19 protein-coding genes are annotated in these 17,482 nt (G+C 62.1%); 15 read left to right on the top strand and 4 right to left on the bottom strand.

From position 1 onward, the window contains the following. Positions 1–253: hypothetical protein (locus B0G83_RS38935; protein ID WP_219849052.1), on the top strand; the 253-nt coding region annotated here is incomplete at its 5' end. A gap of 113 nt (positions 254–366) precedes the next feature. Here B0G83_RS38935 and B0G83_RS31260 read toward each other — a convergent pair. Then, positions 367–1,143 carry an enoyl-CoA hydratase gene (locus B0G83_RS31260; RefSeq protein ID WP_105511201.1) on the bottom strand — a complete coding sequence of 259 codons (777 nt, stop codon included), beginning with the start codon at positions 1,141–1,143 and terminating at the stop codon, positions 367–369. 133 nt (positions 1,144–1,276) lie between these two features. Between B0G83_RS31260 and paaN the strand changes: the two genes are divergently transcribed. From paaN to paaK, 5 genes are all read left to right on the top strand, one after another. Further along, a complete protein-coding gene (gene paaN, locus B0G83_RS31255) occupies positions 1,277–2,977 on the top strand; it encodes a phenylacetic acid degradation protein PaaN (RefSeq protein ID WP_105511200.1) in 1,701 nt (566 codons plus the stop codon). Between the two features lie 129 nt (positions 2,978–3,106). Next, positions 3,107–4,309, top strand: a complete 1,203-nt coding sequence (pcaF, locus tag B0G83_RS31250; RefSeq protein WP_105511199.1) for a 3-oxoadipyl-CoA thiolase — start codon at positions 3,107–3,109, stop codon at positions 4,307–4,309. 58 nt (positions 4,310–4,367) lie between these two features. Further along, positions 4,368–5,159, top strand: a complete 792-nt coding sequence (gene paaG, locus B0G83_RS31245; RefSeq protein ID WP_105511198.1) for a 2-(1,2-epoxy-1,2-dihydrophenyl)acetyl-CoA isomerase PaaG — start codon at positions 4,368–4,370, stop codon at positions 5,157–5,159. A gap of 1 nt (position 5,160) precedes the next feature. Further along, positions 5,161–5,640, top strand: a complete 480-nt coding sequence (gene paaI / locus B0G83_RS31240) for a hydroxyphenylacetyl-CoA thioesterase PaaI (protein ID WP_105511197.1) — start codon at positions 5,161–5,163, stop codon at positions 5,638–5,640. 215 nt (positions 5,641–5,855) lie between these two features. Beyond that, positions 5,856–7,160, top strand: coding sequence for a phenylacetate--CoA ligase PaaK (gene paaK / locus B0G83_RS31235; protein WP_105511196.1), 1,305 nt, complete (start codon positions 5,856–5,858; stop codon positions 7,158–7,160). A gap of 180 nt (positions 7,161–7,340) precedes the next feature. Here paaK and B0G83_RS31230 read toward each other — a convergent pair whose 3' ends face one another. After that, positions 7,341–8,465, bottom strand: a complete 1,125-nt coding sequence (locus B0G83_RS31230) for a murein transglycosylase A (RefSeq protein WP_105511195.1) — start codon at positions 8,463–8,465, stop codon at positions 7,341–7,343. Positions 8,466–8,493: 28 nt separating this feature from the next. Between B0G83_RS31230 and B0G83_RS38775 the strand changes: the two genes are divergently transcribed. Further along, complete coding sequence (locus tag B0G83_RS38775) at positions 8,494–8,664, top strand: hypothetical protein (RefSeq protein WP_181157140.1); 171 nt, start codon at positions 8,494–8,496, stop codon at positions 8,662–8,664. Positions 8,665–8,746: 82 nt separating this feature from the next. Here the strand turns inward: B0G83_RS38775 and apaG are convergent, their stop codons facing one another. Further along, positions 8,747–9,121, bottom strand: coding sequence for a Co2+/Mg2+ efflux protein ApaG (gene apaG, locus B0G83_RS31220; RefSeq protein ID WP_105511208.1), 375 nt, complete (start codon positions 9,119–9,121; stop codon positions 8,747–8,749). A 277-nt stretch (positions 9,122–9,398) separates the two neighbouring features. Here apaG and rpe point away from each other — a divergent pair, with 277 nt between their 5' ends. From rpe to B0G83_RS31180, 8 genes are all read left to right on the top strand, one after another. Further along, positions 9,399–10,082 (top strand): ribulose-phosphate 3-epimerase, encoded by a 684-nt coding sequence (gene rpe, locus B0G83_RS31215; RefSeq protein ID WP_105511193.1) that lies wholly within the window; start codon positions 9,399–9,401, stop codon positions 10,080–10,082. A 14-nt stretch (positions 10,083–10,096) separates the two neighbouring features. Beyond that, a complete protein-coding gene (locus B0G83_RS31210; protein ID WP_105511192.1) occupies positions 10,097–10,825 on the top strand; it encodes a phosphoglycolate phosphatase in 729 nt (242 codons plus the stop codon). A 375-nt stretch (positions 10,826–11,200) separates the two neighbouring features. After that, positions 11,201–12,694: an anthranilate synthase component I gene (gene trpE / locus B0G83_RS31205; RefSeq protein WP_105511191.1), complete on the top strand. Its 1,494-nt coding sequence runs from the start codon at positions 11,201–11,203 to the stop codon at positions 12,692–12,694. Between the two features lie 13 nt (positions 12,695–12,707). Next, positions 12,708–13,298 carry an aminodeoxychorismate/anthranilate synthase component II gene (locus B0G83_RS31200; protein WP_105511190.1) on the top strand — a complete coding sequence of 197 codons (591 nt, stop codon included), beginning with the start codon at positions 12,708–12,710 and terminating at the stop codon, positions 13,296–13,298. A gap of 17 nt (positions 13,299–13,315) precedes the next feature. After that, positions 13,316–14,347, top strand: coding sequence for an anthranilate phosphoribosyltransferase (gene trpD / locus B0G83_RS31195; protein WP_105511207.1), 1,032 nt, complete (start codon positions 13,316–13,318; stop codon positions 14,345–14,347). An 18-nt stretch (positions 14,348–14,365) separates the two neighbouring features. After that, positions 14,366–15,151 carry an indole-3-glycerol phosphate synthase TrpC gene (trpC, locus tag B0G83_RS31190; protein WP_105511189.1) on the top strand — a complete coding sequence of 262 codons (786 nt, stop codon included), beginning with the start codon at positions 14,366–14,368 and terminating at the stop codon, positions 15,149–15,151. A 48-nt stretch (positions 15,152–15,199) separates the two neighbouring features. Further along, positions 15,200–15,826 carry a CYTH domain-containing protein gene (locus tag B0G83_RS31185; RefSeq protein WP_105511188.1) on the top strand — a complete coding sequence of 209 codons (627 nt, stop codon included), beginning with the start codon at positions 15,200–15,202 and terminating at the stop codon, positions 15,824–15,826. Positions 15,827–15,859: 33 nt separating this feature from the next. After that, the gene (locus B0G83_RS31180) at positions 15,860–16,690 is read left to right on the top strand and encodes a uracil-DNA glycosylase (RefSeq protein ID WP_105511187.1); all 831 of its coding nucleotides are present in this window, start codon (positions 15,860–15,862) and stop codon (positions 16,688–16,690) included. Positions 16,691–16,821: 131 nt separating this feature from the next. On the opposite strand, the gene B0G83_RS31175 is transcribed toward B0G83_RS31180, so the two are convergent. Further along, the gene (locus B0G83_RS31175) at positions 16,822–17,418 is read right to left on the bottom strand and encodes an FMN-dependent NADH-azoreductase (RefSeq protein ID WP_105511186.1); all 597 of its coding nucleotides are present in this window, start codon (positions 17,416–17,418) and stop codon (positions 16,822–16,824) included. Positions 17,419–17,482: the final 64 nt, after the last annotated feature.

Below are 17,482 nucleotides of genomic sequence, written 5' to 3'. Positions count from 1 at the left end.
CTTTCGCTTTGCGGCAGATCCCGAAAGATCCGCCTCGCGTCTCGCATCAAGCGCCCACACTTATCGGCTGTTAATTTTTAAAGATCGATTACGCACTCACTACCGGAGCCGCACCCGCGTCGCCAACATCACAACTACCGGCACTGCTTCGTTTTGCGTCGCTGCATCTGCAGCAGAGAAACGAGATTATGGAGAACTTTCGCTGCGTCGTCAACAGGTTTTTCTAACTTTCCGAACCCGTTCACTTCGCTGAAACCCTTGCCATTGCTGGCTCTCCCGCCTCCCGTGCCCCGGTGTCCGAAGCACGAAAGAGCGAGATTCTAGCGACCCGCGCAGGGCCTTGCAAGCGTTATTTTGACAATAGTATTAACGGTGCTTGAAAACCGGTTTGCGCTTCTCCACGAACGCAGCCATCCCCTCTTTCTGATCTTCCGTGGCGAACAGCGAGTGGAACAGGCGGCGCTCGAAATGAACCCCCTCTGCGAGCGTGGTTTCGTAAGCACGGTTGACGGACTCTTTCACCATCATCACAGCGGGCAGCGGGAATTCGGCAATGGTGGCGGCAGCCGCAATCGCCTCGTCGATCAGCGAGGCGGCAGGAATCACACGCGAAACCAGTCCAGCGCGCTCGGCTTCGGCAGCGTCCATAAAACGTGCGGTCAAACAAAGGTCCATTGCTTTCGCCTTGGAGACGGCGCGAGGCAGCCGCTGCGTACCACCGGCGCCCGGCATGACGCCGAGCTTGATTTCCGGCTGACCGAACTTCGCGGTATCGGCGGCGAAAATGATGTCGCACATCATCGCCAATTCGCAGCCGCCGCCGAGCGCAAAGCCCGCCACAGCGGCAATGATCGGCTTACGGATCGACCGAACTGTCTCCCAATTGCGGGTGATGTAGTCGCCCTTATAAACATCCATATAAGAATAGGTGGCCATCATGCCGATGTCCGCGCCCGCAGCGAACGCCTTCTCGCTGCCCGTAATCACGATCGCGCCGATCGCGTCGTCGGCATCGAACTCGCGCAGCGCGGCGCCCAGCTCGTCCATCAACGCGTCGTTCAAGGCGTTCAACGCCTTCGGACGATTCAGCGTGACCAAACCGACTCGTCCTCGTGTCTCAACCAGAATGTTCTCGTAAGCCATGCCGCCTCCTAATGATTAATCACACGCGAAAACGCTTCGCGCAGCCATCTTAATAATGCTAACATTGACCAACCAACCGGTCGGTCAATTATTCGACAGGCTTTTCCCCAACGTACAGTCACGCCCCTCTGCCATGACACATCCGCTATTCACCAAGCACGAAGACACGCTGCAAAAGGCACTCACCGCGGTCGAAACGCGCGGCTACTGGAGCCCGTTCGTCGAGATGCCCAGTCCGAAAGTGTACGGGGAAACAGCCAACGCGGACGGTGAAGCCGCATTCAAAGCACACCTCGATGCGACCTTCGAACTCGACCAACCGTCGACGGGAGACACCGTCGGCACCGAAGTCTCGCCGTTCGGCTTTCCGCTCGGTGTGCGCTACCCGAAAGCCGATCCAGAAGCACTGATCGCCGCGGCCGCAGTCGCGCAACGTGAATGGCGCGCAGCGGGTCCGCAAGCATGGATCGGCGTGTGCCTCGAAATCCTTGCACGAGTGAATCGCGCCAGCTTCGAAATCGGCTACAGCGTGATGCACACGACCGGTCAGGCGTTCATGATGGCCTTCCAGGCGGGTGGCCCCCACGCACAAGACCGCGCGCTCGAAGCGGTGGTGTACGCATGGGACCAACTGCGCCGCATTCCGGCCGACGCCCACTGGGAAAAGCCGCAAGGCAAGAATCCGCCGCTCGCCATGCACAAGCGCTATACCGTCGCGCCGCGCGGCATCGGCCTGGTACTCGGCTGCTGCACGTTCCCCACGTGGAACGGTTACCCGGGCCTCTTCGCCGATCTGGCCACCGGCAACACAGTCATCGTCAAACCGCACCCAGGCGCAATTCTGCCGCTGGCGCTGACCGTACGAATTGCCCGCGACGTTTTGCGTGAAGCCGGTTTCGACCCGAACGTCGTCACGCTGCTCGCCACCGAGCCGAACGACGGCGCACTCGTCCAAGACCTCGCACTGCGCCCGGAGATCAAGCTGATCGACTTCACAGGTAGTACGCAAAATGGCACCTGGCTCGAGCGCAATGCGCATCAGGCACAGGTCTACACCGAGAAGGCCGGCGTCAACCAGATCGTGATCGACTCGGTGGACGACATCAAAGCCGTTGCCCGCAACATCGCCTTTTCGCTCGCGCTGTACTCGGGTCAGATGTGCACGGCACCGCAAAACATTTACGTGCCGCGCGGCGGCATTCGCACCGCTGACGGTACGCTCGGTTTCGACGAAGTCGCGCAAGCCATTGCCGGCGCGGTACAAAAACTGGTTGCCGATCCGGCCCGCGCCGTCGAACTGCTCGGCGCAATCCAGAACGATGGCGTGACCCAGCGTATTGGCGAAGCAGCCAAGCTCGGCCGCGTATTGGCCGAGAGCCAGTCGCTCGAACACCCGGCCTTTGCCGCCGCCCGCGTGCGCACGCCGCTCGTGCTGCAGCTGGATGCCACAACCGACTACGCCCAATTCACCAAGGAATGGTTCGGCCCGATCTCGTTCGTGATCGCGACGGACTCGACTGCCCAGTCGCTCGATCTCGCCGGCTCGATCGCCGCCGAGCACGGCGCCCTGACGCTATCGGTCTACAGCACCGACGAAGCCGTGCTCGACGACGCGCACGAGGCATCCGTTCGTGGTGGCGTGGCGCTGTCGATCAATCTGACCGGCGGCGTATTCGTCAACCAGTCGGCAGCGTTTTCCGACTTCCACGGCACGGGCGCCAACCCGGCGGCCAACGCAGCGCTGGCGGATGCGGCCTTCGTGGCAAACCGCTTCCGCGTCATTCAAAGCCGCGTTCATGTTGAACCGAAAGCGGCGCCGGCGGTAGCTAGCTGAAAGTCATAAGACAAAAGCACGGCTTTCGTCCTATGCCTTTCGGCCGAATGGACCTAGCCGTGCCCTCCCAACTAACATGAGACATCGGATCGGCATTTCGCGCCGGTCCGCCCCCCCGTAGGAGCTCATATGAACGACGCCTTCATTTGCGACGCGATTCGCACCCCGATCGGCCGCTACGGCGGCGCCCTCAAGGACGTTCGAGCCGACGACCTCGGCGCGGTGCCGATCAAGGCACTGATCGAGCGCAATCCTGGCGTCGACTGGCGCGCGCTCGACGACGTGATCTACGGTTGCGCCAATCAGGCCGGCGAAGACAACCGCAACGTCGCGCGCATGTCCGCGCTACTGGCAGGTTTGCCGACCGACGCACCCGGCGCGACCATCAACCGTTTGTGCGGCTCGGGCATGGACGCGGTCGGCACCGCCGCACGCGCCATCAAGGCGGGTGAAGCGCGTTTGATGATTGCCGGCGGCGTGGAAAGCATGACGCGGGCGCCATTCGTTATGGGCAAGGCAGCTAGCGCCTTCGCGCGGCAAGCCGACATTTACGACACGACCATTGGCTGGCGCTTCATCAACCCGCTGATGAAACGCCAATACGGCGTCGACTCGATGCCGGAAACGGCGGAAAACGTCGCGGTCGAATTCAGTATCAGCCGCGCGGACCAGGATCTGTTTGCACTGGCGAGCCAGCAGAAGGCGGCTCGTGCGCAGGAAGACGGTACGTTGGCCCAGGAAATCGTCGGCGTCGACATTCCGGTGAAGAAAGGCGACCCGGTGCGCGTCATGCTCGACGAGCATCCGCGGGCGACCTCGCTCGAAAGTCTGGGCAAGCTCAAAGGCGTGGTTCGTCCCGACGGCAGCGTGACGGCCGGCAACGCGTCCGGTGTGAACGACGGCGCCTGTGCACTGCTGCTGGCGAATCAACAGGCTGCCGATCAGTACGGCCTGCATCGCCGTGCTCGCGTGGTGGGTATGGCAACGGCGGGGGTCGAGCCGCGCATCATGGGCATCGGCCCGGCGCCCGCCGCCCAGAAACTGTTGAAGCAACTCGGCATGACGCTCGAACAATTCGACGTGATCGAGTTGAACGAAGCTTTTGCGTCGCAAGGCCTGGCCGTGCTGCGCACGCTCGGATTGCGTGACGACGACCCACGTGTCAATCCGAACGGCGGCGCCATTGCGCTCGGCCATCCACTCGGTGCATCGGGCGCGCGTCTGATCACGACTGCGCTGTATCAGTTGGAACGGATCAACGGCCGCTTCGCGCTTTGCACGATGTGCATCGGGGTAGGCCAAGGCATCGCGCTGGTCATCGAGCGGCTCTGATACAAGCGCACAAACGTCAAAGCGTCCATCGATCTAAGAGACTTTGAGGAGACACCCAATGTCGTATGAAGCGATTCGCCTGGATATAGATGCATCAAGCCGTGTAGCGACCATTACGCTGAACCGCCCGGACAAGCTGAACAGCTTTACGCGCGCAATGCATCAGGAATTGAGCGCCGCGCTCGACCAGGTGGAAGCGTCCACGGCTCGCGCGCTCGTGCTCACCGGTGCGGGCCGCGGCTTCTGTGCCGGTCAGGATCTTGCCGATCTCGACTTCACGCCAGGCGCAATGACCGATCTGGGCGAGTTGATCGACACGTATTTCAATCCGCTGATTCGTCGCCTGCAAGCGCTGCCCATGCCCGTGATCGCCGCAGTGAACGGCACGGCCGCAGGCGCCGGCGCCAACCTCGCACTGGCCTGCGATCTCGTGCTCGCAGCCCGCTCCGCGAGCTTCATCCAGGCGTTCGTGAAGATCGGCCTCGTGCCTGATTCAGGCGGCACCTGGTTCCTGCCGCAACGCATCGGTATGGCGCGCGCGATGGGACTCGCCATTACCGGCGACAAACTCGGCGCCGAAAAAGCCGAGAGCTGGGGATTGATCTGGCAAGTGGTCGACGACGCAGAACTCGCCGGCACCGTTGCCAAACTGGCGAGCCAACTCGCGCAGCAACCCACGCGCGCGATCGCGGCGATCAAACACGCCATGCGTGCAGGTGCGACGCAAACCCTGGATCAGCAACTCGACCTCGAACGTGATCTGCAGCGTGAGCTCGGCGCTTCCCACGATTACGCGGAAGGCGTCCAGGCTTTCGTCGACAAGCGTGCGCCACGTTTCGAGGGCCGCTGAGATGCCCGCACAGACCAGCCACACCAGCCAACCCGGCCAACCCAGCCAGATGACGCCAGACGAACTCGCCCGCGCGACCGCAGCCGCGATGTACGAAAACGACGCGTGCAGCAAGGCGCTCGGCCTCGACATACTGGAAGTCCGCCCCGGCTACGCACGTTTGCGTATGGCTGTGCGCGAAGACTTTCTGAATGGTCACCAGATTTGTCACGGCGGCCTGATTTTCACGCTTGCCGATTCCACGTTCGCGTTCGCCTGCAATACGTACAACATCAACACGGTGGCAGCTGGTTGCTCGATCGAATTCCTGCGTCCGGTGCATGGCGGCGACGTGCTGACGGCGGAAGCGGTCGAACAGACACTGAGCGGACGCACCGGCATTTACGACATTCGTGTCACGAATCGCGCCGAAGAAACCGTTGCGATGTTTCGCGGCAAATCGGCGCAGATTAAAGGCAACCTGATTCCCGCAGGGGATTGAACGAAGGACGCACGGAAACGTCGCGATGAACCGCTCGCGAAAGCGTGGCGGTCGTCGTGGTAACCGTAGTAATCAGGCGGCAAATTCCGCAGCACAAAGTGGCGACTAGTCGAAGAACTAGCGAACACGAGATTCATCAACATCAGCCCGCCCCAGTTTTGCGCGCAAGCGCACCGTACATAGACCCAGGCATTGAGGCAGCAAGGAGACATTCGATGACCACCGCCCTTCCGCTCGATCCCATCGAGACCGCCAGCCGCGACGAACTAGCCGCGCTTCAACTTGAACGGCTCAAATGGTCGTTGAACCACGCCTATGAAAATTCACCGGTCTATCGTCGCAAGTTCGACGAAGCCGGTGTGCATCCCAGCGAAGTGAAAACCCTCGCGGATCTGGCGCGCTTTCCCTTCACGACCAAGAAGGATCTGCGCGACAGCTATCCCTTCGGCATGTTCGCCGTGCCGCAGGAACAGATCTCGCGGATTCACGCGTCGTCCGGTACGACCGGCAAGCCGACCGTGGTGGGCTACACCGCACGCGACATCGACACGTGGGCGAACCTTGTCGCGCGTTCCATCCGTGCGGCCGGCGCGCGGCGCGGCGACAAGGTTCATGTGAGCTATGGCTACGGTCTCTTTACCGGCGGCCTCGGCGCTCACTACGGTGCGGAACGCGCGGGGCTCACCGTGATTCCGTTCGGCGGCGGTCAGACCGAAAAACAGGTCCAGCTGATTCAGGATTTCCGGCCGGACATCATCATGGTGACGCCGAGCTACATGCTCTCGATCGCGGATGAACTCGAGCGTCAAGGCATCGACCCGGCCGCCTGCTCGCTGCGCCTCGGCATCTTCGGCGCGGAACCGTGGACCAACGACATGCGTCAGGCCATTGAAAAACGCATGGGCATCGACGCGGTCGACATTTACGGCCTGTCCGAAGTGATGGGGCCGGGCGTGGCATCGGAATGTGTGGAAACGAAAGACGGCCCGACCATCTGGGAAGATTATTTCTACCCCGAGATCATCGATCCCGAAACCGGCGAAGTGCTGCCCGACGGTGAACTCGGCGAACTGGTGTTCACGTCGTTGACCAAGGAAGCGCTGCCTATCGTCCGCTATCGGACACGCGATTTGACTCGACTCCTGCCAGGCACAGCTCGCACCATGCGCCGCATGGAGAAGATCACGGGTCGTTCGGACGACATGATGATTGTGCGCGGCGTGAACGTTTTCCCGACGCAAATCGAAGAGCTTCTGCTCAAGCAGCATGCGCTCGCGCCGCACTATCAGATCGTGCTGACCAAGGAAGGGCCGCTCGACGTGTTGACGCTGAACGTCGAACCTTGCCCCGAGACGGCGCCGGATACTGCCGCGTTGACCACGGCAAAGCAGGCATTGACTTACGACATCAAGGCATTGATCGGCGTGAGTGCCGTAGTGAATGTGCTGGCGGTGAACGGGATTGAACGTTCGGTGGGCAAAGCGCGGCGCGTGGTGGACAAGCGCAAGTCCGGGCTTTGATGCGTTGAGGAAGGACTGCATCTGATGAAAAGCGGCTAAAGCAGCGAAAGCGGCTGTTGAAGACGGCGGTTTTCAAAACGAAATCCGCCGCTTCACCCGCAACCCAAGCCTGCCGAAAGCCGAAGATCGCCAAAGGCCGAAATCACCGACAGCCGAAGCCCTCAAGCCCCAGCCTCACCCTCACGAATTCGGCAACAACAACCACATCCGGCCACCCTGCTTCATCTTCCCGGCCAGGTCGCCGGCGTCATCGCCGAGACCCCAGAAGTAATCCGCGCGTACCCCGCCCTTGATCGCGGAGCCGGTGTCTTGTGCGAAGACGAGGCGATTCATCGGCGAGTTGGTCAGCGGGCGTGTGGTCTGCAAAAAAACCGGCGTGCCCAGCGGAATCGAGGACGGGTCGACCGCGATCGAACGCTCCGGCGTCAAAGGCACACCGAGTGCGCCGATCGGACCATCCGCCCCGCCGCCCGGCACACCTTCGCCGGAAGGCATTTCGCGGAAGAACACAAAGCGCGGGTTCGTATCCAGCAGCGCATCGACGCGGGTCGGATTCGCGCGCGCCCACGCCTTGATACCTTGCATGGTTGCCTGCGCCGGCGTGAGTTCGTTACGATCCAGCAACCAGCGTCCAATCGACTTGTACGGCTGATTGTTCGTGCCGCCAAAACCGAGTCGCATCACGCTGCCGTCTTCCATCACGATCCGGCCGGAGCCTTGAACCTGCAGGAAGAACGCTTCGATCGGATCGTCGACCCAGACCAGTTCATTGCCGTTAAGCACGCCCGCGCGTTCGAGCTGCGCGCGCACCGGCAGCGGCGCGCCCGCGCGATAGCCGGACGGCCAGCGATACAACGCGGTCTGATACACGCCGTGACGCGTGCGCGAACCACGCAGCAAAGGCTCGTAGTAACCGGTGACGAGGCCGTCGAGCGTGCCGTCGTTATTCGCTAGCTGGAACGGCGTGAAATAGGCCTCGAAAAAGGCCCGCGCGCCGGTGACGTCGAGATCGTCGATTTGTGAGGCCGCGGCACATGCGCGCGCCCAATTCGGCTGACGCGCCAGTCTCACGCAATTTTGCCGCAGCGCGGCAGTCGCGCCGATCAGCGAGTCGTCCTGCCAACCCGGTACCTGTTGCCACGCAACCGCCGTGAGCCGAGTCGCGGCAATCTGTCCGGGTATGATCGCGGCACCGGTGGGCGGTGACACCGAAGGCCGGACCGCGCCGCCGCCTCCGCAGGACGCCAGCATCACCGCAACCGAAAGCGCGCCGAGCCATGCTCCGGCCGTGCGGACAAACCGCATACAATGTTCGTTCTTGATGGAAACCGCCATGTCTGATCTGTTCGACGAATACCCAATGCTCATCTTCGCGCTGGAGTCGCTCCTCGCGCTTTTCCTGCTGGTTTTTATCGTGGTGTGGACGTCGTCCGGCAAGAAGAAAATCACACGCGCCCACTCGACCGAACAGCATAAACAGCAAAACCCACAAAACCCGCAGTAGACCTGCTGCGTAAAAAACCTGCTGCGTAGTAAAAGCCCGAGCGCGTCGGAGTGTTTAAGAGACCGCCGTCAGCGGCCTCGGTTCAATGCAAAGTACGCGGCATGCGCAGGATGAATTCCGGTACCGGCGCTTCGAAACGCTCGCCGTCTTCCGCCACACAAAAATATTCGCCGCGCATGGTGCCGACCGGCGTGCCGATCACCGCCCAACTCGTATATTCGAAGTGCTCGCCTGGTTTGAGCAGCGGCTGATGGCCGACCACGCCCAGCCCTTTCACTTCCTGCTCGCTATTGTCGCTGTCGGTAATCACCCAATGCCGCGCAATTAATTGCGCCGGCACCTGGCCAGTATTGCGGATGGTCAGCGTGTATGCGAACGCATACTGGCGGCGCTCCGGGTCCGACTCTTCGGGCAGAAATTGCACCTGCGCCGAGACGCTGAATTCGTACTGGCTCATCCTGATTCCGATCTGGTGAAACGGGCTGTGAAAAATCGCGGGAAAGCCCGCATGCCAATGGTTTGCGGGCGCACCGGTGATGCGGTGCTCATGGATTGGCATTCTGCTTGATGCGCGTCAGGCCCGCAACCGGACAAATCCCTCTGGCCAAGGGCCGCTCAGACGTTTTGTCATCTTCACGGCGTGCATCGCGAAAGTGACGCGCGCCGTCCGCGAGCCGGTTCCCAACCGCACAAAACGGTAAAATGATGCTTTCCCGCTTGCATCCTTCCCCGCCATGACGCAATTCCGCATTGCCCCCAGCATTCTGTCCGCCGACTTCGCCCGTCTGGGAGAGGAAGTGCGCAACGTCGTCGCCGCCGGCGCCGACTGGATTCACTTCGACGTGATGGACAACCATTACGTGCCGAACCTGACCATCGGGCCGCTCGTGTGCGAGGCGATCCGCCCGCACGTGGACGTGCCGATCGACGTGCATCTGATGGTGCGTCCGGTCGACCGGATCGTGCCGGATTTCGCCAAGGCCGGCGCGAATCTGATCAGCTTTCATCCTGAAGGCTCGGACCATATCGACCGCACGCTGTCGCTGATTCGCGACCACGGCTGCAAGGCCGGCCTGGTGTTCAATCCGGCTACGTCGCTGAATTACCTCGATCACGTCATGGACAAAGTCGACCTCGTGCTGATCATGTCGGTGAATCCGGGCTTCGGCGGTCAGTCGTTCATTCCGGAAGCGCTCAACAAGCTGCGCGAAGCGCGCGCGCGTATCAACGCGTACAAGGAGCGCACCGGCCGCGAGATTCATCTGGAAGTGGATGGCGGCGTGAAGGTCGACAACATCGCCGAAATCGCAGCGGCCGGCGCGGACACGTTCGTAGCCGGCTCGGCAATCTTTGGCCAGCCGGATCACAAGGTCGTGATCGAAAAGATGCGCGCGGCGCTCGCCAATATCCAGCACTGAAACCGGCACGACCTATGACCGCACCGCTTCACGTCCCTTTCCCAACGCCGACATTCACCGGTCCGCGCCTGCGGGCCGCGATCATCGACCTCGACGGCACGATGGTCGATACCGCCGACGATTTCACCGCCGGTCTGAACGGCATGCTCGCGCAACTCGACGCGACGGAAACCTCGCGTGAGGAAGTGGTCGGTTATGTCGGCAAGGGTTCGGAGCATCTGATCCGCAGCGTGCTGGCGCAGCGTTACGAAACGGAGCATGCGCAAGACCGTTTCGACGAAGCGCTCGCGATCTATCAGGAAGAGTACGCAAAGATCAACGGCATGCACACGCGGCTCTATCCCGACGTGGAAGCCGGCCTGAGCGCCATGCGCGAGGCCGGCATCAAACTCGCCTGCGTGACCAACAAGCCGCACCGGTTCGCAGTCGAGCTGTTGCAGCAATACGGGCTCGCCCAATATTTCAGCGTCGTGCTAGGCGGCGACAGCCTCGCGAAAAAGAAGCCCGACCCGCTGCCCATGCTGACCGCCGCGGCACAGTTAGGCGTCGAGCCGCAAGCCACGGTGGCGATCGGCGATTCGGAAAACGACGCGCTGGCCGGCCGTGCGGCGGGCATGGCAACGTTGACCGTACCCTACGGCTACAACCATGGTCGCGCTATACAAGAAATAAAATCCGATGGTATAGTTGCCTCGCTGCTCGACGCCGCCAAGGCGATCGCAGCGCACCAATCAACGACCTGAAAAGTCCACCATTCTCATGTTTCTGAACAAAAAACGGAGTCTGATTAGCATCGACCGGGGAGCTTGGCCCTGGCGTCGCTGGTCGCGCTAACCTCGCCTGAGGTACGCTGAAGCTCGTCTTCGGCAACCGTTTTTTGCTTCGCTGCGCTCACGCGTTTTTTCCATTGTTTGGTTTCGCTGCATCGGTTGATTCGGCCTGCGTGTACCCACAAAGTACCGTCTTGCGCCGACACTGCTTGCACGCGTCGATGGGAAACTCGCGCCGGTCGGTATCATCATCGTGTCGAAACTGTCGAACGAACGCCCTGACCGGCCGCGCAACGCCCCGCTTTGTCCGACGCATGCTGCCGCCGGATCACCGTACAGGATCGGAACATGACCGAACTCGAATTCCAGTCCCTCGCCAACGAGGGTTTCAATCGCATTCCGCTGATCGCCGAAGCGCTCGCAGACCTCGAAACGCCGCTCTCGCTGTATCTGAAGCTCGCGCAGAGCGAGCGCAACGGCGCGAACTCGTTCCTGCTCGAATCGGTGGTGGGTGGCGAACGCTTCGGCCGCTATTCGTTCATCGGCTTGCCGGCGCGGACGCTGCTACGTACTCGGAACGGTATCTCCGAAATCGTGCGCGACGGCAAGGTCGTCGAAACGCACGAAGGCGATCCGCTCGAGTTCATCCAGCAATTCCAGGCGCGTTTCAAAGTGGCGCAACGCCCTGGGCTACCGCGTTTCGCGGGCGGTCTGGCTGGTTATTTCGGTTACGACGCCGTGCGTTACATCGAGAAAAAGCTCGCGCACACCGCGCCGCCGGACGACCTGAATCTGCCCGATATCCAGTTGCTGCTGACCGAAGAAGTCGCGGTGATCGACAACCTCGCGGGCAAACTCTATCTGGTGGTCTACGCCGATCCGACGCAGCCCGAGGCTTACACCAAGGCCAAGCAGCGTCTGCGTGAATTGCGTCAGCGTTTGCGCACGACCGTTCAGCCGCCGGTCACGTCGGCCAGCGTGCGCACCGAGACCTACCGCGAATTCGCCAAAGACGATTACCTCACCGCCGTGCGCAAGGCGAAGGAATACATCGCCGCCGGCGAACTGATGCAAGTACAGGTCGGCCAACGCCTGACCAAGCCGTTCCGCGACAATCCGCTCTCGTTGTATCGCGCGCTGCGCTCGCTGAATCCGTCGCCGTATATGTATTACTACAACTTCGGCGACTTCCACGTGGTGGGGGCGTCGCCCGAAATTCTGGTGCGCCAGGAAAAGCGCGGCGAAGACCGTATCGTCACGATCCGGCCGCTCGCCGGCACGCGTCCGCGCGGCAACACGCCGGAACGCGACGCCGAACTCGCCACCGAATTGCTGAACGACCCGAAGGAAGTCGCCGAGCACGTCATGCTGATCGACCTCGCGCGTAACGACGTGGGCCGCATCGCGCAGATCGGCTCGGTGGTCGTGACCGACAAGATGGTGATCGAGAAGTACTCGCACGTGCAGCACATCGTGAGCTCGGTGGAAGGCAAGCTGAAGCCCGGCACCACCAATTTCGACGTATTGCGCGCCACTTTCCCGGCCGGCACGCTGTCGGGGGCGCCGAAGGTGCGCGCCATGGAACTGATCGACGAACTGGAGCCCGTCAAACGCGGGCTGTACGGCGGTGCGGTCGGTTACCTGTCGTTCACTGGCGAAATGGATCTCGCCATCACGATCCGCACCGGCGTGATCGCGAACGGCAATCTGTATGTGCAGGCGGCAGCGGGTGTCGTCGCGGATTCGGTGCCCGAGTCCGAATGGCAAGAGACCGAGAACAAGGCACGCGCCGTGTTGCGCGCCGCCGAGCAGGTTCAAGACGGCCTCGATAGCGACTTCTGACCGGAGACACACCATGCTGCTCATGATCGACAACTACGATTCGTTCACCTACAACCTGGTGCAGTACTTCGGCGAACTCGGCGAAGACGTACGCACCTACCGCAACGACGAAATCACGCTGGACGAAATCGCGAAGCTCAACCCCGAGCGCATCTGCCTGTCGCCCGGCCCGAGCAATCCGCAACACGCCGGCATCACGCTCGACGTGCTGCGCGAATTCGCCGGCAAGACGCCGATTCTCGGCGTGTGCCTCGGCCATCAGGCGATTGGCGAAGCGTTCGGCGGCCGCGTGGTGCGCGCGCAGACCATCATGCACGGCAAGGTCAGCACGATCGAAACCGATTGCAAAGGCGTGTTCGCCGACCTGCCGAAGCACTTCGTGGTGACCCGCTACCACTCGCTCGCGATCGAACGCGAATCGCTGCCCGATTGCCTCGAAGTGTCGGCATGGACCGAAGACGGCGAGATCATGGGCGTGCGTCACAAGGAACTGGCGGTGGAAGGCGTGCAATTCCATCCGGAATCGATCCTGTCCGAACACGGCCACGCGCTACTCGAAAACTTCGTGAAGCAGTCGAAACTCGCGTCCGCTCAACGCGCCTGATGAAGAGAGACGAAATCATGTCGATTACGCCCCAGGAAGCGCTGCAACGGACCATCGAGCACCGCGAGATTTTCCACGACGAAATGCTGCATCTGATGCGCCTCATCATGCGCGGCGAACTGTCGCCCGTGATGTCGGCGGCGATCATTACCGGCTTGCGCGTAAAAAAAGAGACCATCGGCGAAATCACCGCGGCCGCCACGGTGATGCGTGAATTTGCCCGGCATGTCGATTTGCCGGACAACTCGAACTTCGTCGATATCGTCGGGACCGGCGGCGACGGTTCGCAAACCTTCAATATTTCCACGGCGACCATGTTCGTCACGGCCGCGGCCGGCGCGAAAGTCGCGAAGCACGGCGGACGCGGCGTGTCGAGCAAGTCGGGCAGCGCGGACGTGCTCGAAGCGCTCGGCGTGAATATCGATCTGCAGCCGGAACAGGTGGCGGCGTCGATCGCGGAAACCGGCATGGGCTTCATGTTCGCGCCGAACCATCATCCGGCCATGAAGAACATCGCGCCGGTGCGCCGTGAACTCGGCGTACGCACGCTGTTCAACATTCTCGGCCCGCTGACCAATCCGGCAGGCGCGCCGAATCAGCTGATGGGCGTGTTCCACGGCGACCTGGTTGGGATTCAGGTGCGCGTCATGCAGCGCCTCGGCGCGAAGCACGTGCTGGTGGTGTACGGCATGGACGGCATGGACGAAGTGTCGCTCGGCGCGGCGACGCAGGTCGGCGAGTTGCGCGACGGCCAGATCCACGAGTACGAAATTCATCCGGAAGACTTCGGCCTGCAGATGGTGTCGAACCGCACGCTGAAAGTGGCGGACGCGAGCGAATCGAAAGCGATGCTGCTCGAAGCGCTCGACAACACGCCGGGCGTCGCACGCGAAATCGTCACGCTGAACGCGGGCACGGCGCTGTATGCGGCGAACGTGGCGGCATCGATTGCGGACGGCATTCAGCTGGCACGCGAAGCGATCGCGAGCGGCAAAGCGCGTGCGAAGGTCGACGACCTGGTCCGCTTCACCCAGCAATTCAAGCATTAATCACGTAGCGAGACACTGATGAGCGACATTCTCGACCAAATCATCGCGATCAAACGCGAAGAAGTCCGTGCGGCGCAGCAAAGCGCGTCGCTCGAAGAACTGCGCCTCGAAGCGGCGTCGCGCGATATCCGCGATTTCGTCGGCGCATTGCGCGCGAAGCACACGGCGGGTCTCGCCGCGGTGATCGCCGAAGTGAAGAAGGCGAGCCCGTCGAAAGGCGTGCTGCGCGAACACTTCGTGCCCGCCGAGATCGCGCGATCGTATGAACAGCACGGCGCGGCGTGCCTGTCGGTGCTGACCGACGTGCAATTCTTCAAGGGCAGCGTCGCGTATCTCGAAGAAGCGCGCGCGGCCTGCAAACTGCCCGTGTTGCGCAAGGATTTCATCGTCGATCCGTATCAGATCGTCGAAGCCCGCGCGATGGGCGCCGACGCGATCCTGCTGATCGCCGCCGCGCTCGAAACGTCGCAGATGCAAGACCTCGAAGCGCTCGCGCATTCGCTGAATCTGGCCGTGCTGGTCGAAGTGCACGACAGTAAGGAGCTGATGGAAGCGCTCACGCTGAAAACGCCGCTGATCGGCGTCAACAATCGCAATCTGCGCACGTTCGAAACGTCGATCGAGACGACCATCGGCATGCTCGAAGCGATTCCGGACGACCGGATCGTCGTCACGGAGTCGGGCATTCTGTCGCGTGCCGACGTCGAGCGGCTGCGCGCGATGGACGTGCACACGTTCCTCGTCGGCGAGGCGTTCATGCGCGCGGACGAGCCGGGTGTGGAACTTGCGCGGATGTTTTTCTGAGCGCCAAAGTCGACACGCGGCACGGCTGTACACGGAGCAAAGCAGATCATGGGCATGGAACGCGAAATCAAGCTGGCGCTGCCGGCTGACCAGGTGCACGCGGCGACGCAGTGGTTCGTCGCGCGCACGGGCACCGAGGGACGCGACGTCAAGCTGGCGAATATTTACTTCGATACGCCAGCATTGACGTTGGCGAAGTCGAAAAGCGCGCTACGTCTGCGTCACACGCCGGACGGCTGGCTGCAAACCTTCAAGACGGTGGGCGAAGCGAAGGACGGTTTGCACAGCCGGCACGAGTGGGAAATGCCGGTAGCGGGCGAAAAGCTGGAAATCGACACGTTGCTGCGCGAGTGTGATGAGCCGGCTGCGGCTGAGGCGGTGCGTCAGGCGGCGTCTGAACTGGTTCAGCTATTTCGCACGGACTTCACGCGCACGCTGTGGCATATCGAGCTGGACGGCGCGACGGTCGAAGCCGCGATCGATCAAGGCGACGTGATCGCCGACGTGAACGGCGAAACGCGTCGCGCGCCGATCTCCGAGGTCGAACTCGAACTGAAGTCGGGTCGCGAGGCCGCCTTGAATGTGCTGGCGGCCGAGCTCGGTAAAGCAATCGCCGGGTTGACGCCGGATAACGTGAGCAAGGCCCAACGCGGATATCAGTTGCGAGAGGATTGAGCAACGCCTCGTTTGCTGCGACACTTCCCCGCCATGACCTCCGCTTCCCGTCCCCGTCCCGATTCGTCACAGGCTTCGCTTTTCAGCGACGCCGCGCCCGCGCAAGCCGGCGCCGACACCCATTCATCTTCCGCTACCGCCGCACCGCCAACCCTCGAGGCCCAATTCGCCGCCCTGCCCCCGGCCTGGCGCGCGCATCTCGAGCCGTTCATCGAGAGCGATGCTTACGCACCGCTGTGCCGTTTCGTCGACGGTGAACGCGCGGCAGGCAAAACCGTTTATCCCGCCGACGTATTCCGCGCGCTGCGCCTGACGAGTCCCGACGAAGTGAAAGTCGTGATCCTCGGTCAGGACCCGTATCACGGCGAAGACCGTGGCACGCCGCAAGCGCACGGATTGGCGTTTTCGGTGGCGCCGAACGTCCGCATTCCGCCATCGCTGCGCAACATCTTCAAGGAAATTGCCGCGAGCCTTGGCCACGAAACGCCGCGTCACGGTTGTCTCGACACGTGGGCGAGGCAAGGCGTGTTGCTGCTGAACACGGTGTTGACCGTCGAGCGCGACGCCGCGGCGAGTCACGCGAAACGTGGCTGGGAAAAGTGCACGGACACGCTGATCCACGAACTCGCCATGCGTCATGACGGCCTCGTGTTCATGCTGTGGGGTGCGCACGCGCAAGCCAAGCGCGCGCTGCTCGGCGGCAAATCGCACTATGTGCTGGAAGCGCCACATCCGTCGCCGCTGTCGGCTCATCGTGGCTTTCTCGGCTGTGGGCATTTTGCGAAGGCGAACGAGTATCTCGCGCGGCACAGCCGTGCGACGATCGACTGGCGCTTACCGGACGAAGCGCAGATGCTGGCATAGAGGCAACAAGCGCATCGGCGCATCGAACGGAAAAACAAAAACGCCACGGCTTCGACTCCGTGGCGTTTTTTCATCGCGTCCCGTACTGCAACGCGCGGCGCACCGCATCGAGGCAGTGCGACTCAACCCTCTTACACGGCAGCAATCGCTTCGCGCGCCGAAGCCAGCGCGGCGGTCGCTGCGTCCGGACCCATGTTCAGGCCTTCGGCGTAGATGAAGTTCACGTCGGTCATGCCGAGGAAACCCAGGAAAGCCTTCAGATACGGCGTTTGGCTGTCGTTCGGCGTGCCCAGATACTTGCCGCCGCGTGCCGACACGACGTGAACCTTCTTGCCCTTCACGAGGCCTTCCGGACCGTTCGCCGTGTACTGGAACGTGATGCCGGCGCGTGCGATGAAGTCGAAGTACGTCTTGAGTTGCGACGAGATACCGAAGTTGTACATCGGTGCGCCGATCACGACGATGTCGGCGGCTTGCAGTTCGGCGATCAGCGCTTCGCTGCGGGCGGCGATTTCAGCTTGCTCGGCGGTGCGTTGGTCTGCCGGCGTGAAGAACGCGCCGAGAACGGCGTCGTCCAGGTGCGGCAGCGGCTCAGCTTGCAGATTGCGGACGACGACTTGCGCGCCCGGATTCGATTGTTGCAGCTTGGCGGTCAGTTCGTTGACGAGAAGCGTCGAGTTCGCGCCTTGCGAACGGGCTGCCGAGTTGATTTGCAGGATCGTGGTCATGTCGGTGACTCCAGTAGGGGCGCGCAGTTTTGCGCGAGTGGAGTCATTGTGTTTTTTTACCACC

Origin of the sequence: Paraburkholderia sp. BL21I4N1 (assembly GCF_002973525.1) — a bacterium.
Classification (GTDB): Bacteria; Pseudomonadota; Gammaproteobacteria; order Burkholderiales; family Burkholderiaceae; genus Paraburkholderia.
The sequence above is the reverse complement of the archived record's forward strand: the minus strand, read 5'-3'. Positions and strand labels throughout refer to the sequence as shown.